The 22,594-nt window shown below is 66.9% G+C and carries 18 protein-coding genes; 12 read left to right on the forward strand and 6 right to left on the reverse strand.

The window, feature by feature from the left end; genetic code table 11:
• Positions 1-15: 15 nt before the first annotated feature.
• Positions 16-1,431 (reverse strand): bifunctional phosphatase PAP2/diacylglycerol kinase family protein, encoded by a 1,416-nt coding sequence (locus RhoFasB10_RS18205; protein ID WP_240931260.1) that lies wholly within the window; start codon positions 1,429-1,431, stop codon positions 16-18.
• A gap of 177 nt (positions 1,432-1,608) precedes the next feature.
• Between RhoFasB10_RS18205 and pafA the strand changes: the two genes are divergently transcribed.
• From pafA to RhoFasB10_RS18240, 7 genes are all read left to right on the forward strand, one after another.
• Positions 1,609-2,967: a Pup--protein ligase gene (gene pafA, locus RhoFasB10_RS18210; protein WP_174551392.1), complete on the forward strand. Its 1,359-nt coding sequence runs from the start codon at positions 1,609-1,611 to the stop codon at positions 2,965-2,967.
• Between the two features lie 32 nt (positions 2,968-2,999).
• Positions 3,000-4,034, forward strand: a complete 1,035-nt coding sequence (locus tag RhoFasB10_RS18215; protein ID WP_084423673.1) for a YafY family protein — start codon at positions 3,000-3,002, stop codon at positions 4,032-4,034.
• Positions 4,031-4,999 (forward strand): YafY family protein, encoded by a 969-nt coding sequence (locus RhoFasB10_RS18220; protein WP_068424129.1) that lies wholly within the window; start codon positions 4,031-4,033, stop codon positions 4,997-4,999. The genes RhoFasB10_RS18215 and RhoFasB10_RS18220 overlap by 4 nt, the downstream gene beginning before the upstream one ends.
• Before the next feature lie 122 nt (positions 5,000-5,121).
• Positions 5,122-5,376, forward strand: coding sequence for a Sec-independent protein translocase subunit TatA (tatA, locus tag RhoFasB10_RS18225; protein ID WP_068424127.1), 255 nt, complete (start codon positions 5,122-5,124; stop codon positions 5,374-5,376).
• A gap of 71 nt (positions 5,377-5,447) precedes the next feature.
• Positions 5,448-6,410 carry a twin-arginine translocase subunit TatC gene (gene tatC, locus RhoFasB10_RS18230; protein WP_167677789.1) on the forward strand — a complete coding sequence of 321 codons (963 nt, stop codon included), beginning with the start codon at positions 5,448-5,450 and terminating at the stop codon, positions 6,408-6,410.
• Positions 6,411-6,419: 9 nt separating this feature from the next.
• Entirely contained in the window at positions 6,420-9,152 is a 2,733-nt protein-coding gene (locus RhoFasB10_RS18235; RefSeq protein ID WP_068424123.1) for a DEAD/DEAH box helicase, read from the forward strand.
• 55 nt (positions 9,153-9,207) lie between these two features.
• Entirely contained in the window at positions 9,208-10,059 is an 852-nt protein-coding gene (locus RhoFasB10_RS18240) for a DUF4333 domain-containing protein (protein ID WP_167677791.1), read from the forward strand.
• Between the two features lie 16 nt (positions 10,060-10,075).
• On the opposite strand, the gene RhoFasB10_RS18245 is transcribed toward RhoFasB10_RS18240, so the two are convergent.
• Complete coding sequence (locus tag RhoFasB10_RS18245) at positions 10,076-11,050, reverse strand: 5'-3' exonuclease (protein WP_068424121.1); 975 nt, start codon at positions 11,048-11,050, stop codon at positions 10,076-10,078.
• Between the two features lie 27 nt (positions 11,051-11,077).
• On the opposite strand from RhoFasB10_RS18245, the gene RhoFasB10_RS18250 reads away from it, so the two are divergent.
• Positions 11,078-12,223 (forward strand): Xaa-Pro peptidase family protein, encoded by a 1,146-nt coding sequence (locus RhoFasB10_RS18250; RefSeq protein ID WP_068424119.1) that lies wholly within the window; start codon positions 11,078-11,080, stop codon positions 12,221-12,223.
• A 19-nt stretch (positions 12,224-12,242) separates the two neighbouring features.
• Here RhoFasB10_RS18250 and RhoFasB10_RS18255 read toward each other — a convergent pair whose 3' ends face one another.
• Positions 12,243-12,656, reverse strand: a complete 414-nt coding sequence (locus RhoFasB10_RS18255) for a PPOX class F420-dependent oxidoreductase (RefSeq protein WP_068424117.1) — start codon at positions 12,654-12,656, stop codon at positions 12,243-12,245.
• A gap of 23 nt (positions 12,657-12,679) precedes the next feature.
• Here RhoFasB10_RS18255 and RhoFasB10_RS18260 point away from each other — a divergent pair, with 23 nt between their 5' ends.
• Genes RhoFasB10_RS18260 through RhoFasB10_RS18270 form a run of 3 tightly spaced genes read left to right on the forward strand, consistent with a single transcriptional unit; the run spans position 12,680 to position 15,398 of the window.
• Complete coding sequence (locus RhoFasB10_RS18260; RefSeq protein ID WP_157105276.1) at positions 12,680-13,441, forward strand: SDR family NAD(P)-dependent oxidoreductase; 762 nt, start codon at positions 12,680-12,682, stop codon at positions 13,439-13,441.
• On the forward strand, positions 13,441-14,664 hold the full coding sequence (locus RhoFasB10_RS18265) for a bifunctional cobalt-precorrin-7 (C(5))-methyltransferase/cobalt-precorrin-6B (C(15))-methyltransferase (RefSeq protein ID WP_068425861.1): 1,224 nt from the start codon (positions 13,441-13,443) through the stop codon (positions 14,662-14,664). The genes RhoFasB10_RS18260 and RhoFasB10_RS18265 overlap by 1 nt, the downstream gene beginning before the upstream one ends.
• The gene (locus RhoFasB10_RS18270) at positions 14,661-15,398 is read left to right on the forward strand and encodes a cobalt-precorrin-6A reductase (RefSeq protein ID WP_157105275.1); all 738 of its coding nucleotides are present in this window, start codon (positions 14,661-14,663) and stop codon (positions 15,396-15,398) included. Before RhoFasB10_RS18265 ends, RhoFasB10_RS18270 begins: the two co-directional genes overlap by 4 nt.
• Here RhoFasB10_RS18270 and cobJ read toward each other — a convergent pair.
• From cobJ to cobG, 3 genes are read right to left on the reverse strand one after another with little or no spacing between them, the layout of a single operon-like run.
• Positions 15,393-16,910 carry a precorrin-3B C(17)-methyltransferase gene (gene cobJ / locus RhoFasB10_RS18275; protein ID WP_167677793.1) on the reverse strand — a complete coding sequence of 506 codons (1,518 nt, stop codon included), beginning with the start codon at positions 16,908-16,910 and terminating at the stop codon, positions 15,393-15,395. The two genes, RhoFasB10_RS18270 and cobJ, sit on opposite strands and share 6 nt — an antisense overlap.
• The gene (locus tag RhoFasB10_RS18280) at positions 16,907-17,533 is read right to left on the reverse strand and encodes a precorrin-8X methylmutase (RefSeq protein ID WP_068425859.1); all 627 of its coding nucleotides are present in this window, start codon (positions 17,531-17,533) and stop codon (positions 16,907-16,909) included. Before RhoFasB10_RS18280 ends, cobJ begins: the two co-directional genes overlap by 4 nt.
• A gap of 31 nt (positions 17,534-17,564) precedes the next feature.
• Entirely contained in the window at positions 17,565-18,701 is a 1,137-nt protein-coding gene (cobG, locus tag RhoFasB10_RS18285; protein WP_084423731.1) for a precorrin-3B synthase, read from the reverse strand.
• Positions 18,702-18,938: 237 nt separating this feature from the next.
• On the opposite strand from cobG, the gene cobN reads away from it, so the two are divergent.
• Positions 18,939-22,580 (forward strand): cobaltochelatase subunit CobN, encoded by a 3,642-nt coding sequence (gene cobN / locus RhoFasB10_RS18290; protein ID WP_167677795.1) that lies wholly within the window; start codon positions 18,939-18,941, stop codon positions 22,578-22,580.
• Positions 22,581-22,594: the final 14 nt, after the last annotated feature.

The following is a 22,594-nucleotide window of genomic DNA, read 5'->3' on the forward strand; positions in this document are numbered from 1 at the left end:
GGCCGGCGTCGCGTCCTACCGATCGCGGTAGAGTGCGACGCCGGTTCCGCTGGCGAACTCGAACACACGGCCGTCCGCGGTGACCTCGCCGTCGGTCGCGAGTGCCACCTCCGGTCCGACGACGGACACCGTCACGGACCGAACTCGTTCGCAGACGTACGTCGACGACGACCCGAGCGTGCCGGTCGCGGCCGCCAGCAGCAGACGCGTTCGAGACAGAAACGGCTTCGACGGCAGGTAGCGCACGTCGAGGGTTCCCGAGCCGATGGAGTCCCGCGACATCGGAACCTGGTCGGACGGCGAGTACCGACCGTTCCCGACGAACAGCATCCACACTGCCTTGCGCCGGCCGTCGATCGTGACGTCGAGCGGCTCGGCCGCGGCGAGGACGCGCGCCATGGCCACCGCTGCGGCAGGCCATTTCCCGATTCGCCCTTGCAGCTTCTCGCGAATGCGCACCGAGTCCGGGTAGCCGCCGAACGTCGAGGTGTTGACGAACGACACCGTGCGCGCGTCGTCCACACGCACGGTCGCGACGTCGACCACGGCAGCACGTCCGTTCTCGATGGCCGACGCCGTCGCTTTCACGTCGACGACGCCCGCATCGCGCGCGAAGTGATTCAATGTTCCGCCGGGGAACACGGCCAGCGGAAGACCGTGCCGCACAGCGGAATCGGCGACTGCGACGATCGAACCGTCGCCGCCGCACACCCCGAGCGCCCGCGGCTGGGCCGTCGCGATGCGCCGTTCGAGTTGCTCACCGAAATCCAGATCGAGGTCAGGCTCGAACAGTTCGGCATCGGGGAGGTATCGACGAATGTCGTTCGTGATGCCGTCGTCGTCCGTGCCGGCCCCCGAATTCGTCAGGACCAACAACCCGCCGCCGCGGGGGAGTGCGGGAGCATCGCATTCTCCCCGTACGTCGGCAGGTTCCTCGGTACGCACCGCCCACCAACGGCGGGTGGAAAGAGCGAGCGCTGCGCCCAGTGCGGCACCGGCGACGACGTCGCTCGGCCAATGAACGCCGGTGTGCACGCGTGAGTAGCAGACTGCTGCGGCGACCGGGGCGAGGACGGCCCCCGCCGCAGGCGATTCGAGCGCGACGCCGGTGACGAACGCCGCGGCGGACGCCGAGTGGCCGGACGGGAACGACGACGACACCGGGGGCGACAGAAGACGACGAACGAGCGGCGTCAGTTCGGTGCCGGGACGCGTCCGCGGGAAGAGCGGCTTGAGAAGTCCGTTCGCAACGGCGCTCGCCGCGCCGACGGCGAGCACGCCTCGAACGGCTCCGCGGCGTGTACGACCCGGACGCAACGCAAGGATGCTTCCGGCCACTCCCCACAGGACGCTGTGGTTCGCTGCCGTGCTCAGCGCACGGAGTGCAGGATCGGCAACCGAAGCCCGCAGTGTCGCAGTTCGGTCGAACATCGCCTCGTCCCACGCGTGAACTCGGCTGGAACAGGAGTGAAGCGTGCGGAACGACCCGGGTGCGAACGAAGCGGAACGGGACCTCATGCGTCGAGCCTAGGTGTGCAGGCCCGGCACTCGCCGAATGCGGTGTGTTGGGAGCCATCATCGGCGCCGTCTGCGTTGTACTGTCGAAGTGTGCAGCGACGAATTATGGGCATCGAGACCGAATTCGGTGTGACGTGTACGTTCCACGGGCACAGGCGACTCAGCCCCGACGAGGTAGCCCGCTACCTCTTCCGGCGTGTCGTGTCGTGGGGACGTAGCTCCAACGTCTTTCTCCGCAACGGCGCGCGCCTCTACCTCGACGTCGGTTCGCATCCCGAATACGCGACCGCCGAGTGCGACAGTCTGCTCCAACTCGTCACGCACGATCGTGCCGGCGAGCGCGTTCTCGAAGACCTCCTCATCGACGCCGAGCAGCGCCTCGCCGAGGAAGGCATCGGCGGCGACATCTACCTGTTCAAGAACAACACCGATTCGGCAGGCAATTCCTACGGCTGCCACGAAAACTACCTCGTCCAGCGAGCCGGTGAGTTCTCGCGCATCTCGGACGTGTTGCTGCCGTTTCTGGTCACCCGTCAGCTGATCTGCGGAGCGGGCAAGGTGCTGCAGACGCCCAAGGCCGCCACGTTCTGCCTGTCGCAGCGCGCCGAGCACATCTGGGAAGGCGTCTCGTCGGCGACGACTCGGTCGCGCCCGATCATCAACACCCGCGACGAGCCGCACGCGGACGCCGAAAAGTACCGTCGCCTGCACGTCATCGTCGGCGATTCGAACATGGCCGAGCCCACCACGATGCTCAAGGTCGGCACCGCCGCGCTCGTTCTCGAGATGATCGAAGCAGGTGTCGCGTTCCGAGACTTCGCTCTGGACAACCCGATTCGCGCGATCCGCGAAGTCAGTCACGACTTGACGGGTCGCAGGCCCGTCCGTCTGGCGGGTGGACGGCAGGCCAGTGCCCTCGAGATACAGCGCGAGTACCACTCTCGCGCCGTCGAACATCTGAAGACCCGAGAGCACGACACCCAGGTCGAGCAGGTCGTCGACTTGTGGGGCCGCACCCTCGACGCCGTCGAAGCCCAGGACTTCGCCAAGGTGGACACCGAGATCGACTGGGTGATCAAGCGCAAGTTGTTCCAGCGCTACCAGGACCGGTATTCCATCGAACTGTCCGATCCCAAGATCGCACAGCTGGATCTGGCCTACCACGACATCAAGCGGGGCCGAGGCGTCTTCGACGTACTGCAGCGCAAGGGTCTCGCCAAGCGCGTCACCGAGGACGATCAGATCGACGAGGCCGTCGACGTGCCGCCGCAGACGACGCGCGCGAAGCTGCGGGGCGAATTCATCACTGCCGCGCAGGAGGCAGGTCGTGACTTCACCGTGGACTGGGTGCATCTCAAGCTCAACGACCAGGCACAACGCACCGTTCTGTGCAAGGACCCGTTCCGCAGCGTCGACGAGCGTGTCGAGCGGTTGATCGCGTCGATGTAGCAGTCTTCGCTACGACCATTAGGCTTCTTCACGTGGCGATCAGCAAAGTCGAACGATTGATGAACTTGGTCATCTGTCTGTTGTCGACGCGTCAGTTCGTGACGGCGGAGCGGATCAGGGAAAGCGTCGCGGGATACGGGGATTCGGCAAGCGACGAGGCGTTCGGTCGGATGTTCGAGCGCGACAAGAACGAACTCCGCGACCTGGGCGTTCCTCTGGAGACGGGCGTGTCCGTCGGGAACAACGGTGTAGAGGGGTACCGCATCAACCGCGACGCCTACGAACTGCCCGACATCGATCTGAGTCGGGAGGAGGCAGCAGCCGTCGCCGTCGCCGTTCAGCTGTGGGAGTCGCCCGAGCTCACCTCCGCCGCGCAGAGCGCTCTGCTGAAGCTTCGCGCCGCGGGCATCCAGGTGGACCAGGACGAGTCGGCCGCGTCCGTGACGGCTGTGCCCGCGCGTACACGGGGATCGGAACCTGCGCTCGGCGCGCTGCTGGCGGCCATCGACGCCGGCCGTTCGGTCAAGTTCGATCACCGGAGTTCGACGTCGGATCCGTTCACCACCCGAACGGTCGAGCCGTGGGGCGTCGTCACGTTCCGCGGGCGCTGGTATCTGGTGGGTCACGACCTCGATCGAGACGACGTTCGTACCTTCCGTCTGTCGCGCATCGGAGACGACGTGACGACGTTCGGAAGGGCGGGAAGCGTCGGAAAGCCGGACGACGTCGATCTGCAGGCGATCGTGGAGCGCGTCGCGGGGACCGCGGAGGTGAGTGGGACGGCCACCATCTGGGTCGCCGACGACCGTGCGCTCGAAATCAGACGCCTGGGCGACGTCGTCGAGCATCGCACCGTCGGCGGTCGAACGGGATCGGTGTTGCAGATTCCGGTGCGCTCGTGGGAATGGGTGACCCGGTTGGTCGCCGGACACGGTGCCGATGCGCTGGTGCTCGCACCGCTCGAACTGCGTCAGGACGTGCTCACCACGCTCCGATCCGTCGCCGGTGACGCCGGCGTCGAGTCGACCGCGAACATGACCACCGGAGTGTTCGGAATGCAACGATGAGCGCGCGTCTGTCGGTGCGGCTCGCTCGGTTGCTCAACATGGTTCCGTTCTTCCTCGCCAATCCGGGCATGAGCGCGGCCGAAGCGGCCGACGAACTCGGCGTGTCCACGAGCACTCTGATGGCCGACCTCAATCAGCTGTGGATGTGCGGACTGCCCGGCTACGGACCCGGTGATCTCATCGATCTGTCGTTCTCCGAGGAGAGCATCGAGGTGACGTTCTCGGCAGGAATCGATCGCCCGCTGCGGTTGACGTCCACGGAGGCGACCGCCTTGCTCGTGGCGCTTCGAACGTTGACGGCCATGCCGGGAATGGTGGATCCGTCGGCAGCGCAGCGTGCGATCGCGAAGATCGAGGACGCCGCCGGTACCGCGGCGGCGAACGTGCCGTCGTCCTCGGACGGTGGCGACGACGTTTCCGGAGTCGAGAACGAGGCGGCGGCGGCAGTGCGGTCCGCGTCGCGCAACCAGCACGCGCTCGATCTGACCTACTACTCGGCGTCCCGCGACGCAGTGTCCGAACGCGTCGTCGACCCGATCCGCACCGTCTTGATCGACGATCACAGTTACCTGCAGGCGTGGTGCCGTCGTGCGGAAGGTGTGCGGCTGTTCCGTTTCGACCGAATCGATCGCGCCGTGGAACTCGACGAGCCGTCGCGGCCCCCGGAGGGTGTGCCGCAGGACGACAGTTTCGACATCTTCAACGACGACCCGACGCTGCCTCAGGCGCGGCTGCGTATCGCTCCCGGATACGCGTGGGTGATGGATTACTACCCGATGACGCAGGTCGGCGCCGACGCCGACGGCTCGCTGACGGTGACCATGCGTTTCGCGACCCTCGCCTGGATGACGCGTCTGACGTTGGGCTTCGGCGAAGGCGTCACCGTTCTCGGGCCCCCTGAGCTGCAGCGCAGCGTCGAGAACCGCGCGCGGTCGGCGCTGGCTGCGTACGCGGACCTGGAGTGACTCGGAGCCTGTTGTTTCGTTCGGCTCAATACAGATGAACGAACAGGAAACGACCGGTCCTCGGCGGCGTTCCCGCCGAAAACTCGGGTACGCTCGACACCATCTGATCTTGGGAGGTAAACATGGGAGCCATGAGCCCGTGGCACTGGGCGATCGTTGCGCTCGTTGTCGTCATTCTGTTCGGTTCGAAGAAGCTGCCCGACGCAGCTCGTGGACTCGGACGTTCGTTGCGCATCTTCAAGAGCGAAGTCAAGGAGATGCAGAACGACGGCAAGTCCGACGCTCCGGCCGCACCGACCGCAGCTCCGGCACAGCTCGATTCGACCCGTCCGGTCGACGCGCACGCTCACGTTCAGCCGGACTCCAAGTCCGCCTGACGTAACCCACACACTGGGGCAAACCGGGGTGCACGCCTGCACCCCGGTTCACTGCTGAGCGAAGACAGAGAATGCGAATCCCGTTCGATCCACGGCGAAGCAAGCGCCGCCTGAATCCCGACGGCACGATGTCGTTGGTCGATCACCTGTACGAACTGCGGACCCGACTGATGTGGTCGCTGCTGGCAATGGCAGTGACGACTGCGTTCGGGTTCTTCTGGTATTCACACACGATCGTCGGCATCGAGAGTCTCGGTGACCTACTGCGTGGGCCGTACTGTTCGTTGGACCCGAGCTTGCGGGCGAATCTGAGTGGCGACGACGAGTGCAGGCTCCTCGCGACGGGACCGTTCGATCAATTCCTGCTGCGATTCAAGGTTGCGTTCACCGCGGGCGTCGTGATGGCGTGCCCGGTCTGGCTGTACCAAATTTGGGCGTTCGTGACGCCCGGCCTGTACTCGCAGGAACGCAAGTACGCCATCGGTTTCGTGACGTCGGCGGCGACGCTGTTCGTCGCCGGTGCGGTGCTCGCGTACTTCATCGTCGCCAAGGGACTGCACTTCCTGCTGTCGATCGGTGACAACGTGCAGATCACCGCGCTCAGCGGTGAGCAGTATTTCGGCTTTCTCATCAATTTGCTGATCATCTTCGGAGTCAGTTTCGAGATTCCGCTGTTGGTGGTCGCGCTGAACTTCGTCGGCGTCTTGACGTACGAACGACTCAAGGCATGGCGCCGCGGACTGATCTTCGCCCTGTTCGTGTTCGCAGCCATCGCGACTCCGGGCCAGGACCCGTTCTCCATGCTGGCACTGGCGCTGGCGTTGACGCTGTTGTTCGAGATCGCGGTCCAGATCGCGCGTCTGAACGACAGGCGTAAATTGCGGAAGAGAAACGACGATTGGGGTGATGTGTCCGATGACGAGGCAACGTCGATCGACTCCGCGAGTCCCATCGAGTCTCCGGTTTCCGTCACGCCACCGTCAGCACGCGAGCAGATCGTTCGCCGCGACCAGGATTTCACCGACACGATCTGACGTGATCGAGTGACCGTCTCCACGTCGGAATTGCAAAGATTCGCCGGCGCTCTGAATTTCCCTCTCGACCGTTTCCAGGTCGACGCCTGCACCGCTCTGGAAGCCGGTCACGGCGTGCTGGTGTGTGCCCCGACGGGTGCGGGCAAGACGGTCATCGGCGAGTTCGCGGTTCATCTCGCGCTGTCCGCAGGTCGCAAGTGCTTCTACACGACGCCGATCAAGGCGCTCAGCAACCAGAAGTTCGCCGATCTGACCGCCCGCTACGGGCGCGAATCGGTCGGCTTGCTCACCGGTGATTCGAGCATCAATCCGGACGCGCCGGTCGTCGTCATGACCACCGAGGTGCTGCGGAACATGCTGTACGCGTCGTCCGACGCACTTCGCGGCTTGTCGCATGTCGTGATGGACGAGGTGCACTACCTCGCCGACCGCTTCCGCGGCGCGGTGTGGGAGGAAGTGATCCTGCACCTGTCGCAGGACGTTCGACTGGTCAGCTTGTCCGCGACGGTCAGCAACGCCGAGGAGTTCGGTGCGTGGATGGAGACGGTCCGGGGAGACACGACGGTGGTCGTGGACGAGAACCGGCCGGTTCCGCTGTCCCAGCACATCATGGTCGGTCGTCGCCTCTTCGATTTGTTCGACAGCAGGGCCAATGCAGACGGCGCATCGAAGGTCGTCGTCGACAAGGAACTCGTCCGACACGTCAAGCAGCGTCAGGCACTCGACCACGTCGATCGCTGGCAGGCCCCCCACAGTCGCGGCCGCGGGCGCTCCGGTGGCGGTGGCAGTTACAGCGGCAGCGTCAACAACCGACCGCTTCCGCGCCCCGAGGTCATCGCGCGCCTCGATCAGGAGGGACTGCTTCCGGCGATCACGTTCATCTTCTCCCGTGCGGGATGCGACGCCGCGCTGACGCAGTGTCTGCGATCGAGGTTGGCGCTGACGACCCCGGAACAGGCCGAGGAAATCCGCTACATCGTCGACAAGCACACGTCGGAGTTGCCACGCCAGGATCTCGAGGTGCTCGGGTTCTGGGAGTGGCGTGAGGCGCTCGAGCGGGGACTCGCCGCCCACCATGCCGGAATGCTGCCGGTGTTCCGGCACACAGTCGAAGAACTGTTCGTCAAAGGGCTGGTCCGCGCGGTGTTCGCGACCGAAACGCTCGCCCTCGGCATCAACATGCCCGCGCGCACCGTGGTGCTGGAGAAGCTCGTCAAGTACAACGGCGAGACGCACGCCGAGCTGACGCCTGGCGAGTACACGCAGTTGACGGGACGTGCCGGTCGGCGCGGAATCGACGTCGAGGGTCACGCCGTCGTGCTGTGGCAACCGGGAACCGAACCGACCGAGGTCGCCGGTCTCGCGTCCACGCGCACGTTCCCGCTCAGGAGTTCGTTTCGCCCCGGCTACAACATGTCGATCAACCTCGTCGAGCAGTTCGGGGCGCCGGATTCGCGCGCGCTTCTCGAGCGGTCGTTCGCCCAGTTCCAGGCCGACCGTTCGGTGGTGGGTCTCGTGCGCGGCATCGAACGGAACGAGACGACGCTGGCTCAGCTCGGTACGAAGCTGGGTGGACCCGAGGGCGAGTACTTCGAGTACGCCAGCCTCCGTGAACGGCTCAAGGCGCGTGAGAAGACGCTCGAACGCCAGGGGAGGCAGGACCGTCGCGACAAGGCCGTCGAGTCACTGCGTGCATTGAAGCGCGGCGACGTCGTCTCCATTCCGAGCGGCCGTCGCAGTGGCCTCGCCGTCGTACTGGAACCCGACGACGATCGCGGCGATCCGAGACCGCTCTTCCTCACCGAGGACAAGTGGGCCGGGCGACTCTCGGCCGCGGACTTCCCGTCGCCTGCCGACCCTCTCGGCCGTATGCGCCTGCCACGGCACGTCGATCACCGCACCGCTCGCACCCGTCGTGACTTGGCCGCGGCTCTCCGGTCCACGGGAATCACGGCCGGGTCGGACAGGCGGCGTCGTAAATCGACGGCGGCGGACGATCGCGAGCTTGCGACGCTGCGGCGCAGCATCCGGTCGCATCCGGTTCACTCGCGTCCCGATCGCGACGAACTCGGGCGAGTCGGGGAGCGCTACAACCGAATTGCGCGAGAGACCGAGACGATGCGTCAGAAGGTGTCCGCGACGACCAACTCGCTCGCGCGAACTTTCGATCGCATTCTGGCCTTGCTCGCCGAGCGCGATTACATCACCACGGGCAAGTCGCCGACGGTGACCGAGAACGGCAGTCGCCTCGGCCGCATCTACTCGGAATCGGATCTTCTCGTCGCCGAATGCCTCCGGCAAGGGTTGTGGCGGGGGTTGTCGCCGGCCGAGCTCGCCGCGGTGGTGTCCGCGGTCGTCTACGAGTCACGTCAGGAAGGCGACCCGATCCCGCACGGCCCGACGGGTCCTATTCGATTCGCACTCGGCGAAACGGTCCGCGTGTGGACAGAACTGCATGCCGACGAGGTTCGCCACAAGCTGCCGCCGACGCGTGAGCCCGACATGGGATTCGTCAAGGCCGTGTACCGCTGGGCCAGCGACAATTCGCTCGTCGACGCGTTGCTCGCGGCCGGTGACCACGGAAAAGCCCTGTCAGGGGGTGATTTCGTCCGGTGGTGTCGGCAGGTCATCGATCTGCTGGATCAGGTACGCCTGGCAGCGCCCGATCCGGAGCTGTCGAAGACTGCAGCGCGGGCGATTTCGGCGCTGCGTCGTGGAGTGGTCGCCGTCGATGCCGCCTGAGTCGGCGCGGCGGGATACGGTATCGGTCGAGAAATCGAAACTCAGTGGAGGCGAGATGAGCGGCCCTTACGGTCCTGGCAATCCTGACGATCAGTGGTCCCGTACGCAGGGTGAATCGGGGAGCGATGCACCCGACGCCGGGCAGTCCGGTGCGCAGGCGTGGGGCCAGCACTCGCAACAGCCGTACGGCCAGTACCCGCAGGGCCAGACTCCGCAGGCCGAGAACCCGCAGGCTCAGAATCCGCAGGCTCAGAATCCCCAGGGTGGCCAGTACCCGAACCCTCAGGGCCACTATCCGCAGGGTCAGTACCCACAGGGTCAGTACCCACAGGGCCAGTACCAGCAGGGGCAGTACCCGCAGGGTCAGTACCCACAGGGCTATCCGCAGGGGCAGTACCCGCAGGGTGGCTATCCGCAGGGCCAGTATCCCGGACAGCAACCCGGTCAACAGCAGTACGGGCAGCAGCCCGGGCAGTACGGCCAGTATCCGCAGCAGGCGTACGGCCAGGGTCAGCCAGGTCAGGGTCAGCCGGGTCAAGGGCAGTATCCGCAGGGGCAGCAGCCGTGGAATCCGGGTAAGCAGCCGTCGCAGGGAAGCAGCTCGAAAACTCCGCTGTTCGTCATCCTCGGCCTGGTCCTGGCCATTGCCGTCATCGGCGGCGTTCTGTTCGCCACGCTCGGCGGGGGCAAGACCCTGGATCGGACGGCGGCCGAGTCCGGCGTCGAGGAAATCGTGACCGGCACCTACGGATCGTCGGGAGTGACCGACGTGTCGTGCCCGGACGGCCAGGATGTCAAGCGCGGCAACTCGTTCGACTGCTCGTTGAACGTCGACGGGATCTCGCGAACCGTGACGTTGACGTTCACCGACGACGACGGCACGTACGAGGTGTCGCGGCCGCGCTGACCGCGTTCCGATCGAGTCAGCGAGCGCCGTGAGTCGACATGGCAGTGGTCAGTCGATTCACGGCGTTGCCGATACCCAGTTCGGACGCCAACTCCGCCAGCCGTGCCTCGTCGGCCGGAACCGCGGGGATGACGTCGGAACGCGAGAACACGACGTCGGCGTCCCGGACGACGCGCACCACCGGTAGCGCGGCGTCGAGATAGTCGCTCGCTGCGGCCAACTTCGCTCGAATGCCCTGTGCCAGATCGGATGTCGGATCGGACGCGGCCGCGCGGAGCGCCTCGATCGAGCCGAACCGCAGCATGAGCGTCGACGCGGTCTTCTCGCCCACACCCTTGACGCCCGGTAGCCCGTCGGACGCATCACCCCGAAGCAGAGCGAGTTCGGCATAGGCGTCGCCCGCACGGTGCAGCGGGACGCCGTACTTCTCGGCGACCTCGACGGGCCCGAACAATTCGGCCTTCGCGAGTCCGCGCCCCACGTACAGCACGCGTACCTCGTTGGGTTCGTCGGCGGCGACCTGGAGGAGATCTCGGTCGCCACTGACGACGACGACAGGGTCGGTGCGTTCGCGGGCAGCGAGCGTGCCCAGGACGTCGTCGGCTTCGAGTCCCTCGGCGCCCGCGGTCGCGACACCGGCCGCGGCCAGTACGTCCATGATCATGTCGACCTGGGGTGTCAGAGTCTCGGGCACTTCCTCGCTGTCGGGGCTGCCGACGACTGCCTCGGCGACTCGGTGTGCCTTGTACGACGGGACCGCGTTGACGCGGAACTGCGGTCGCCAGTTCAGATCCAAGCAGACAGCCATGCGCGACGGCTCGGTGCGCGTCATCAGTGCGGCCACCATGTCGATGAAGCCGCGGACCGCGTTGACGGGTCTTCCGTCGGGAGCCGTAATCGATTCGGGCAGAGCGTAGTAGGCGCGAAACCACAGGCTGGCTCCGTCGAGAAGGAGCAAGGGCGACTTTCCCGGGGCTGTCATGGGCAACATCTTGCCAAACGCCGATAGCCTGAAGTCATGAGTTCCGATTCGACACATTCGGCTGCCCGTTTTCCGTCCGAGGTCTACGCCTCCCGCCTGTCCCGCGCCGCGGAGTACGCGCGGGAGGCTGGGCTCGCGGCACTGCTGATCACGCCCGGACCGGACCTGCAGTATCTCGTCGGCTCGAGAGCCAGTTCCTTCGAGCGACTGATCTGCCTCGTCGTGCCTGCCGACGGTGAAACGCCGACGGTCGTCGTACCCCGCTTGGAGCTGGCGGCATTGACCGACTCCGCGGTGGCGGAGCTGGGACTGCAGATCACCGACTGGGTCGACGGCGTCAGCCCCTACGATCTGGTGGCCGAGGCGCTGCACCCCGGCGCCGCAACGGCCGTCGACGACGCCATGCCCGCGCTGCACTTCGTTCCGTTGGCCGCGGCCGTCGGCCGGGTACCGGTGTTGGCAACGGACGTGCTGCGGCGCCTGCGCATGATCAAGGACGATGCGGAGATCGACGCACTTCGTCGGGCCGGTCAGGCCATCGACCGCGTACATGCACGGATGGGGGAGTTCTTGAAGGTGGGCCGCACCGAGGCCGACGTCGCCGCGGACATCGGTGCGGCCATCGTCGACGAAGGCCACACCGGAGCCGAGTTCATCATCGTCGGGTCCGGCCCTCACGGCGCCGACCCGCACCACGAGGTGTCCGACCGGGTCATCGAAGCAGGTGACGTCGTCGTCATCGACATCGGTGGGCCCGTCGCACCGGGCTACAACTCGGATTCGACGCGCACCTACGTGCTCGGTGAGCCGACGCCGGAGATCGCCTCGCAGTACGCGGTGCTCGAACGCGCACAGCAGGCCGCGGTCGACGCGGTGCGGCCCGGAGTGACGGCGCAGTCGATCGACGCAGCGGCTCGCGACATCCTGGCGGCCGAGGGGCTCGGAGAGGCGTTCCTGCACCGGACGGGCCACGGGATCGGACTCTCGGTGCACGAGGAGCCGTACATCGTCTCCGGCAACGACATCGAACTGACCGAAGGAATGGCCTTCAGTGTCGAACCCGGTATCTACTTCCGGGGCGAGTGGGGAGCCCGGATCGAGGACATCGTCGTCGTCACCGCCGACGGCTGCGAATCGGTCAACCTCCGTCCGCACGGCCTCACGGTTCTTCCCGTCGACTAGTCCCCGCGGGAACGAGCTGTCACCGCCCGAGCAAGGATTTGGAGCCCAGAACGCGCTGGACCGCGATTCGGATGACGACTCGTTCCGGATTCTCACGGGGGACGCGGTACCGCTCGGCGTAGCGTCGCTCGGCCTCGGCGACGTCCGGACGCTCGGTCAGGACCTCGGCGGGGCCTTCGAGCGTCAGCCAGCGCGCCCCGTCGACCTGGCTCACTGCCGCGTATCCACCACGGGCTGCGTTGATCGCTTTCTGGGATCGACCGCTGGTGATGATGCGAGCGATGCCGGCGTCCGGATCCCAGGTGAACCCGACGGCGACGACGTGGGGTGTGGAATCCGGTCGCAGTGTCGTCAGCGTCGCGAGATGGCGGTCGGTGAGGAACTGCAGTGCCTCTTCGGTCAGTGACGAAGGGTCGGCGGGGGTGGTAGCCATGGACGAAACGTTAATCGGACAGACTGTGTGACGTGACGACCACTTACGACCACGAGACACTTCTGTTGCTCGGCGGCCGCAGCGAGATCGGCGTCGAGCTGGCCGTTCGGCTCGCGCAGGGACGAACCGTCGTACTGGCAGCGCGGCGGAAGGACGATCTGTCCGAGCAGGTGGCGCGGGTACGCGCGGCGGGCGCGCGAGACGTCGTCACCGTCGAGTTCGACGCCGACGACCTGAGTTCACACCGCCCCTTGCTCGAAGCGGTGGCGAACGAACACGGGCCGCTCGGCACCGTCGTCCTGGCCTTCGGGATCCTCGGTGATCAAGCGCGTGCCGAGGTCGACGCCGAGCATGCGGTGGCCGTCGTGCACACGGACTACGTGGCGCAGGTGTCCGTTCTGACGCACGCCGCGAACCTGCTGCGAGCGCAGGGACGCGGACAGCTCGTCGTGTTCTCCTCGATCGCGGGCAAGCGTGTGCGCAAGGCCAACTACGTCTACGGTTCCGCCAAGGCCGGCTTGGATGGATTCGCATCCGGATTGACCGATGCGTTGCACGGATCCGGTGTGTCGTTGCTCCTGGTGCGCCCAGGGTTCGTCATCGGTTCGATGACCGAGGGCATGACTCCCGCGCCGTTCTCGAGCACGCCGGGGCAGGTTGCCGACGCGACCGCGCGGGCAGTGAAAGCCGGTAGGGCCCGCGTGTGGATTCCCGGCATCCTCGCGCCGATCAACATCGTCATGAATCTACTTCCGGCGTGGATCTGGCGAAGGATGCCGCGCTGATGCCTGCCTCCGTGGACGTACCGATCGACGTCGTGGGTATCGGCGCCGACGGTTGGGACGGACTGTCCGATGCAACGCGTGCGATCGTGGAACGGGCCGACGTCGTGTTCGGGTCGGCCCGACAGTTGGATTCGGTACCGGTGCCGGACGCGCGAAAACGGCAGTGGGCCAGTCCGATGCTGCCGACGCTGCGCGGTGCGATCGACGAGTTCGACGGCCGTTCGGTCTGCGTGCTGGGGAGCGGCGACCCGATGTTCCATGGGATCGGCGTCACGCTGGCGCGGGTGTTCGGCGCCGACCGACTGCACGTGATACCCGCCCCGTCCTCGCTGTCGTTGGCCTGCGCGCGGATGGGATGGGCAGTGCACACCACGACGACGGTCAGCCTGGTGAACACTCCCGTCGGGGCGCTCGGACCTGCCCTCGCCGACGGGGTGAACGTGCTGGTGCTCTCGCGTGACGGCACCACTCCGGGTGCTGTCGCAGAGTTGTTGCGACAGAACGGGTTCGGCGAGTCGCGGGTCACCGTCCTGGAACAGCTGGGCGGACCTGCGGAGCGCTCCGTTCGTTCCACCGCGAACACGTGGACCGAGGGGGCGGCCGATGCGCTGAACGTCGTCGCGATCGAATGCATCTTCTCCGGAACGACCAGGCTCACGCGCGTTCCCGGTCTGCCCGACACCGCGTACGCCGGAGACGGGCAGCTGACCAAGGCGGAAGTGCGCGCGCTCACTGTCGGCGCACTCGCACCGTCACCGGGCGAGACGTTGTGGGACGTCGGCGGCGGCTCGGGATCCATTGCCATCGAATGGATGCGCACCGATCCGCGGTGCCGTGCGGTCGTCTTCGAATCGGCGCCGCACAGGCGAACCCAGATCACGCAGAACGCGTCGACGCTCGGGGTGCCTGCGTTGCGATGCGTCGGAGCCGCACCGTCTGCGTTCGAGGACTTGGCGGACGACGGTCCGGTCGACGCACTCTTCATCGGCGGTGGGCTGACCCAGGACGGCATGCTCGACGCGTGCTGGGCACGGGTGCGATCCGGTGGCCGCGTCGTCGCCAACGCCGTCACTGCCGAGTCGGAAGCGCTGTTGCTGCAGTGCGTTTCGCGTTACGGCGGGTCGCTGCGAAAGTTCCAGATCTATCGCGGCGAGCCGTTGGGGTCGTTCACGAGCTGGCGTCCGCAACTGCCCGTCGCGCAGTGGGTTTCGGTCAAGCCGTGAAAGTTCTGATTCTGGGAGGCACGTCCGACGCGCGCGCCCTCGCGCAGTCTCTCGACGGCGACGGCCGATTCGATGTCGTGACGTCGCTGGCGGGCCGTGTGCGGGATCCGTTGCTGCCCGCGGGACGTGTCCGCGTCGGCGGTTTCGGTGGCGTCGACGGTCTCGCGTCCTGGATTCGAGAACACGACATCGGTGCCGTGGTCGACGCGACTCACCCGTTCGCCGCGCAGATCTCGGAGAACGCGGTCGCGGCCGGCGCCACGACGTCGATTCCCGTTGCGGCGCTGCGTCGTCGGGCGTGGGTTCCCGGACCCGGCGACCGCTGGACGGCCGCGGCGTCGGTGCAGGACGCGGCAACGATCGTCGGCGACAGGCCTCGGCGGGTGTTTCTGACGATCGGACGTCAGGGCGTCGGTGCGTTCGGTGGCGATGCGACATCGTGGTTCCTCGTCCGAAGCATCGATCCGCCCGACGCCGACTTGCCCCCGCAACACGAGTTGCTGCTGGCGCGTGGCCCGTTCACCGTCGACGCCGAACGTGACCTGATGCGGAGTCGGCGCATCGACCTGATCGTGTCGAAGAACAGCGGGGGAGCGATGACCGAAGCCAAGCTGGTCGCCGCGCGTGAACTCGGGCTGCCGGTCGTCATGATCGAACGACCGCGGCCCCCGCACGGCGACCTCGAGACGGATTCGGTCGCCGACGTCGTGACCTGGTTGGACGACCACCTATGACGGGTTGGCCGCCACCTCGGGATAACGCCGCGGCGTGAATATCTGCGTACCGCTGCCGGTCTCGACGACCGTGGTCTGCGACGAGCCGATGATGAGCAGACACCGCATGTCGACGTCCGCGGGATCGAGGTCCGCGAGGCGCACCGTCCGTACCGTCTCGTCGTCGCTGCCGACCGCACGACCGATGATCACCGGTGTGTCCGGCCCACGATGCTCGAGCAGGAGATCGCGCATCGCCGCCACCTGCCAGGTACGCGACTTCGACGCAGGGTTGTAGATCGCGATCGCCATATCGGCGGCTGCCACGGCGGACAGCCTCTGCGCGACGACGTCCCACGGCTTCAAGCGATCCGACAGCGAGATGACGGCGTAGTCGTGGCCGAGCGGTGCGCCGACTCGGCTCGCCACGGCGTTCGCTGCGGTCATTCCCGGAACGACTCGGACGGGCACGCCGGACCACTGAGGTTCCGCCGCGACCTCGACGACGGCGGATGCCATCGCGAACACGCCTGGATCGCCGGACGAGACGACGGCGACACGCTTGCCGCGCTTGGCCAGATCGAGCGCGAACGCGGCACGTTCGGACTCGACCTTGTTGTCGCTGATGTGGCGAGTCTGCCCGGGGCGCACCGGCACTCGATCCACGTAGGTGACGTACCCGACCAGATCGGTCGCGACCGCCAGTTCCCGGCGCACCTCGTCGGTGGTCCACCGGTCCGCGCCAGGACCGAGTCCGACGACGACCACTTCACCTGTCGTGCTCGCGCCGCGTGCTGCCACCGGGTTGTTGACGGGGCTCGGAACGATCGCGATCGAGAAGTACGGCACCTCGGATGGGTCGACCTCGGCCGCGGCGAGAACACGCTGCGCGGGTGTGCTCGCCCGCTCGACGTACTTCGCCTCGTCCAAGCGTCCCGATTCCCGCAGCGCACGAACGACATTCGGGTAGGTGCGACCCAGCTTCATGATCGCGGCCGCGTCGGTGGTGCGGAGGCGACGCGTCAGCTCCTCGACGGGCAGGGTTCCCGGCAGGACCGTGAAGACCTCGTCGCGTTCGACGAGCGGTGTGGCCAACGCCGCCGACGCCGCGCTCACCGACGTCACGCCAGGAACGACCTCGACGTCGAACCGATCGCACAACCGCTTGTGCATGTGCATGTACGAGCTGTAGAACAGCGGATCGCCCTCTGCCAGAAGGACTACCGACCGACCTGCGGACAGGTGGGCAGCGAGTCGATCCGCGGATTCCTCGTAGAACTCGTCGATCGCGCCCTGGTATCCACCCGGGTGGTCCGTCGCCTCCGTCGTGACGGGGTAGACGAGGTGCTCTTCGATCTGGCCGTCGCGCATGTAGGCAGCAGCGACGCCCCGCGAGATGCTTCGGCCGTGCCGCGCACTGTGGAAGGCGACGACGTCGGCCTCGCCGATGACGCGGGCGGCCTTGACGGTCACCAGTTGCGGATCGCCCGGGCCGAGCCCGACGCCCCACAATTTCCCGTGTTGCACGCTCATTCTTCCTCGCTCGCAATGGCGTTGACGGCGGCCGCCGTGATGGCGCTTCCACCGCGCCGACCGCGGACGACGATGTAGTCGAGCCCGAGCTCGGACGCGATCAGGTCTTCCTTCGACTCGGCTGCACCGATGAATCCGACAGGGCCGCCGACGATCGCGGCCGGTCGGGGAGCACCTGCAGCGAGCATCTCGAGCAGATGGAACAGAGCTGTCGGAGCATTACCGATCGCGACGACCGCGCCGTCCAGCTTCTCGCCCCACAGCTCGAGCGCCGCCGCGGTGCGCGTGGTGCCGAGCTTCTCGGCGAGAGAGGGAACCGCTGGATCGGACAACGTGCAGAGCACGTCGTTGTCGGCAGGCAATCTCCGACGCGTGACGCCTGCGGCCACCATGTTGGCGTCGCACAGAATCGGCGCGCCTGCCCTCAGCGCGGCGCGGGCCGTCGAGACGACGTCGTCGGTGGCGGCGACGACCTCGGTCAGATCGACTTCACCGCATGCGTGGATCATCCGGACGACGACCTGCGCGACCTCGGGTGCGAATGCTGACAGATCGGCCTCCGCCCGAATGGTCGCGAAGGACTGCCGGTAGATCTCCGCACCGTCGCGGATGTAGTCGTACATGAAGTTCACGATAGGGGAGTGCTACGAGGCGTCAGGACACCCGGTAGCCGGTGGGTCCGGCGACGACGTCGACGACGTCGCCTTTCGGTTTACCGCATCGCCGCTCGCATCCGGACCAGTGCTGGCGACGTCCGGCCTCGACGTCACCTCTCTCGACCGCCTGCGTGAGGTCGCCGCGCACATCGGCGTGGGACTTCTCGCACCCCGGTGATCCGGTACAGGCACTGACCTGCGCCCACGGCGAGGATGCGTCGAAGATCAGTCCCATCGGTGCGAGCACTCGGACGACGGTGTCGGCGGCACCCTCGTCGAGATCGCACACGACGATGCCGCGCCAGGGCGTCACGACGAGCGGCCGTTCGATCGCTGCCAGGAACTCCCCGAGACGGGCGTCGAGCACCCCCATCGCGAGCACACCGCCGAGCGCGACACGGCCGTCGTCCTGCGTCATCCAACCGATCGGCGCCTCGTCCGCCCCGGACGAGTCGAGTTCTTCGGGTTCTCCGGCACCGAGCCCCAGCTGGTCGAGCACTCGTGCCGGTCCGTCGGACAGTTCGGACAGCCGCCATTGCGTGTCCCGAAGGTCGACGAATACCTGAGCGGCGTCGAGCAGGACGTCCACCACGTCCTCCGCATCGATGCGCACACCGGTGTCGGCTCCCGCGAGTATCAGCGCGAACTCCTCGGGCGTGATCGCCTGGACGCCGAAGTCGGGCTGCAAGGCGGTGACGTCTCCTCGGCCGTCGTCGAGCGCGAACTGCGTCCGACCAGGCAGTTCCGCCAACGTATCGCGGGAGCACAGCGCCTCGTCGAGACGCTGGACGAGAGCACGCACGTCTGCGAGTCCGCCGACACGGCCGGACAGTGGTGACGCGAGGATGTTGCGCACGCGCTCGTGCGTCGCGGACGGAAGCAGCCCCGCCGACGCCAGACGCTCCGCCAGCGCGTCGCCATCGGTGATGCCGCGGAACTGCACGTTCGCGCGTGACGTGAGTTCGAGCTTGCCGTCGCCGAGCTCGGAGGCCGCGTGCGCGAGCTGCACCATCGCATCGGGCGTGAGCCGGCCACCGGGCAGGCGGACACGCGCGAGGCCGCCGTCGGCAGCCTGATGCATCGTCAGCGCACCGGGGCAGCGGTCCGGGTGCTCACGCGGGTCGGTCGAACTCATGTCGTCGAGGCTACAAGCGGTATCGACGGCGTCCACGTCGGCATCGAACACACCCGGGTAGCATTCCGTCCCGACAAGGCTTCGTCCGAGAGGAAACCCGGTGCAATCCCGGTGCGGTCGCGCCACTGTGAAAGCCAGACCCTCTCGGATCGCAGCACGAGACTCTCGTTCGACACTCTCGTTCGACGCTGTCGATCGACGTAGAAGGGCGCGAAACCCTTCAGGAGGGCTTTACCCGTGATCTTGCTGCTGTCGACGTCCGACACCGACCTGCTCAGTGCGCGCGCCAGCGGCGCCGACTACCGGTGGGGCAACCCGTCCCGACTGCTCGCCGACGACGTTCCCGCGCTGGCCGACGGCGTCGATCTGATCGTCCTGCGCATCCTCGGTTCGAGGCGATACTGGGAAGAGGGCGTCGACGCCGTCCTCGCATCCGGACTTCCCGTCGTCGTGCTGGGTGGCGAACAGGCACCGGACGCCGAGTTGATGGAGCTGTCGACGGTTCCGGCCAACGTCGCGGCCCAGGCGCACAACTACCTCGCCGAGGGCGGCCCCGAGAACCTCGTGCAGCTGCACGCGTTCCTGTCCGACACGGTCCTGCTGACCGGCAACGGATTCTCGGCACCACTGCACACCCCGACGTGGGGGATTCTGGAGCGCCAACCGACTCGAACCGTCGATTCCGCCCCTGTGCCATCGGGTCACTCCGCAGGCTCCGCTCCTGTCGTCGCCGTTCTGTATTACCGTGCCCAGCACCTCGCCGGAAACACGACCTACATCGATGCGCTGTGCACGGCCGTGGAAAATGCAGGTGGACAAGCGCTTCCGATCTTCTGTGCGTCGTTGCGCACCGCGGAGCCCGAACTTCTCGAGACCCTGAAACAAGCCGACGCGATGGTCGTGACGGTCCTGGCCGCCGGTGGTACCAAGCCGGCGAGCGCATCGGCAGGCGGTGACGACGAGGCATGGGACGTCGCCGAACTCGCCGCGCTCGACGTGCCCATACTGCAGGGACTGTGCTTGACCAGCAGCCGCGAGACCTGGGAAGCGAACGACGACGGACTCTCTCCGCTCGATGTGGCAACCCAGGTCGCGGTCCCGGAGTTCGACGGCCGCCTGATCACGGTTCCGTTCTCGTTCAAAGAGATCGACGGCGACGGCCTGACCACCTACGTGCCCGATCACGAGCGGGCAGCCCGCGTCGCGGGAATCGCCGTGCGGCACGCGAAACTTCGTCGCATCCCGACGCCGGAACGCCGCATCGCGTTGATGTTCTCGGCGTACCCGACCAAGCACGCGCGCATCGGCAATGCCGTCGGACTCGATACGCCTGCCAGTGCGATCGCACTGATGACCGAGATGCGTTCCGCTGGATACGATCTCGGACCCGTCGACGGACCGGACGCCATTCCAGGGCTGGCGGCCCGTGACGGTGACGCGCTGATCCACGCCCTGATCGCACGCGGCGGTCAGGACCCGGACTGGCTCACCGACGAGCAACTCGAGGGCAATCCGATTCGCATCTCGGCAGCGCGGTACCGATCGTGGTTCGCCCAGCTGCCCGACGAGCTGACCTCGGCCGTCGAGGAGCACTGGGGCCCCGCACCCGGCGACATGTACGTCGACCGATCGTCCGACAAGGACGGCGAAATCGTCATCGCGGCAATGCAATTCGGCAACGTCGTGATCATGGTTCAGCCTCCGCGCGGGTTCGGCGAGAAGCCCGTCGCGATCTACCACGATCCCGATCTCCCGCCGAGTCACCACTACCTCGCCGCGTATCGCTGGATCCAGGCGTCGCAGGACGACGGTGGTTTCGGCGCCGACGCGATGGTGCATCTCGGCAAGCACGGCAACCTCGAATGGCTGCCGGGTAAGACCCTCGGTATGTCAGCCTCGTGCGGCACCGACGCGGCACTCGGCGACCTCCCGCTGATCTACCCCTTCCTCGTCAACGACCCCGGCGAGGGCACCCAGGCAAAGCGTCGTGCGCACGCGACCCTCGTCGACCATCTCATCCCGCCGATGGCGCGAGCGGAAAGCTACGGCGACATCTCGCGCCTCGAACAGCTACTCGACGAACACGCGAACATCTCGGCACTCGACCCCGCGAAGCTCCCGGCGATCCGCCAGCAGATCTGGACGCTGATGACGGCGGCGCAGATGCACCACGATCTCGGTCTCGAAGAACGCCCCGACGAGGACGTGTTCGACGACATGCTGCTGCACGTCGACGGGTGGCTGTGCGAGATCAAGGACGTTCAGATCCGCGACGGACTCCACGTTCTCGGGCAGGCGCCCGCCGGTGACAGTGAGGTCGAACTGGTGCTCGCGATGCTGCGCGCGCGGCAGATGTGGGGTGGAGAACAGTCGGTTCCCGGTCTGCGCGAGGCGCTCGGTCTGAGCGAGGGCGGCGACGAAGCACGCACACGCGTCGACGACATCGAGTCCGTCGCGCACGGTCTCGTCGCGGCGATGCAGGCGGCAGGATGGGATCCGGCGGCAGCGGACACGGTTGCCGGGGAGCACGGATCCGTCGTCGCCGACATTCTTCGGTTCGCCGCCTCCGAGGTCGTTCCGAGACTGCGCGGTACGTCCGAAGAGATCGAGCAGGTGCTGCACGCCCTCGACGGCGGTTTCGTCCCCGCGGGGCCGAGCGGTTCACCGCTGCGCGGACTGATCAACGTCCTGCCCACCGGCCGCAACTTCTATTCCGTCGATCCCAAGGCCGTCCCGTCGAAGCTTGCCTGGGAGACCGGGCAGGCGATGGCCGACTCCCTGCTCGAGCGGTACCGGAAGGATCACGGCGAGTGGCCGAAATCGGTCGGCCTGTCCGTGTGGGGCACGTCCGCGATGCGCACGTCCGGTGACGACGTCGCGGAAGTGTTCGCGCTGTTCGGAGTCCGGCCGGTGTGGGACGAGGCGTCGCGGCGCGTCACGACGCTCGAGGTCATCGACCTGGGGGAACTGGGACGCCCGCGCATCGACGTCACCGTGCGCATCAGCGGATTCTTCCGCGACGCGTTCCCGCACGTCCTGGCGTTGCTCGACGACGCGGTGCGTCTGGTCGCCGCGCTCGACGAGCCTGCGGACCGAAACTTCGTCCGCGCGCACACACAGGCCGATTTCGCCGAGCACGGCGACGAACGACGCTCCACGACGCGTATCTTCGGGTCCAAGCCAGGAACGTACGGGGCAGGCTTACTGCAGCTGATCGACAGCAAGACCTGGCGTAGCGACGAGGACCTCGCGCAGGTCTACACGACGTGGGGCGGTTTCGCATACGGCCGCGGCCTGGACGGTGTGCCCGCGTCGGACGACATGCGCACGGCGTACCGCCGAATTGCCGTGGCGGCCAAGAACACCGACACGCGCGAGCACGACATCGCCGACTCGGACGACTACTTCCAGTACCACGGCGGCATGATCGCTACGGTGCGCGCGCTGACGGGCACGTCACCGGAGGCCTACATCGGTGACAGTACGAGGCCGGACACCGTACGCACCCGTACGTTGTCGGAGGAGACCACCCGGGTGTTCCGGGCCCGCGTCGTCAATCCGCGGTGGCTGGAGGCGATGCGCAGGCACGGGTACAAGGGCGCGTTCGAGATGGCGGCCACCGTCGACTATCTCTTCGGGTACGACGCGACGACCGACGTCGTCGCCGACTGGATGTACGAGAAGCTCGCCGAGACATACGTTCTCGACGAGCAGAACCAGAAGTTCATGCAACAGTCGAACCCCTGGGCGCTGCACGGCATCGCCGAACGGCTGCTCGAGGCGACCGAGCGCGGCATGTGGGCGGAACCGGATCCGAAGATCCTCGGTGAACTACGCCAGGTGTATCTGCAGACGGAAGGCGATCTGGAGGGGGAGTAGCCGTACGCTGGTCG

Origin of the sequence: Rhodococcus sp. B10, from assembly GCF_011770055.1 — a bacterium.
Taxonomy (GTDB): domain Bacteria; phylum Actinomycetota; class Actinomycetes; order Mycobacteriales; family Mycobacteriaceae; genus Rhodococcoides; species Rhodococcoides kyotonensis_B.

Bases quoted from the DNA above. Each gene is read 5' to 3' on its own strand.
- RhoFasB10_RS18205 (WP_240931260.1), bottom strand. From the start codon at position 1,431: ATGTTCGACCGAACTGCGACACTGCGGGCTTCGGTTGCCGATCCTGCA.
- RhoFasB10_RS18220 (WP_068424129.1), top strand. From the start codon at position 4,031: ATGAGCGCGCGTCTGTCGGTGCGGCTCGCTCGGTTGCTCAACATGGTT.
- tatA (WP_068424127.1), top strand. From the start codon at position 5,122: ATGGGAGCCATGAGCCCGTGGCACTGGGCGATCGTTGCGCTCGTTGTC.
- tatC (WP_167677789.1), top strand. From the start codon at position 5,448: ATGCGAATCCCGTTCGATCCACGGCGAAGCAAGCGCCGCCTGAATCCC.
- RhoFasB10_RS18240 (WP_167677791.1), top strand. From the start codon at position 9,208: ATGAGCGGCCCTTACGGTCCTGGCAATCCTGACGATCAGTGGTCCCGT.
- RhoFasB10_RS18245 (WP_068424121.1), bottom strand. From the start codon at position 11,050: ATGTTGCCCATGACAGCCCCGGGAAAGTCGCCCTTGCTCCTTCTCGAC.
- RhoFasB10_RS18250 (WP_068424119.1), top strand. From the start codon at position 11,078: ATGAGTTCCGATTCGACACATTCGGCTGCCCGTTTTCCGTCCGAGGTC.
- RhoFasB10_RS18255 (WP_068424117.1), bottom strand. From the start codon at position 12,656: ATGGCTACCACCCCCGCCGACCCTTCGTCACTGACCGAAGAGGCACTG.
- RhoFasB10_RS18265 (WP_068425861.1), top strand. From the start codon at position 13,441: ATGCCTGCCTCCGTGGACGTACCGATCGACGTCGTGGGTATCGGCGCC.
- cobJ (WP_167677793.1), bottom strand. From the start codon at position 16,910: ATGAGCGTGCAACACGGGAAATTGTGGGGCGTCGGGCTCGGCCCGGGC.
- RhoFasB10_RS18280 (WP_068425859.1), bottom strand. From the start codon at position 17,533: ATGTACGACTACATCCGCGACGGTGCGGAGATCTACCGGCAGTCCTTC.
- cobG (WP_084423731.1), bottom strand. From the start codon at position 18,701: ATGAGTTCGACCGACCCGCGTGAGCACCCGGACCGCTGCCCCGGTGCG.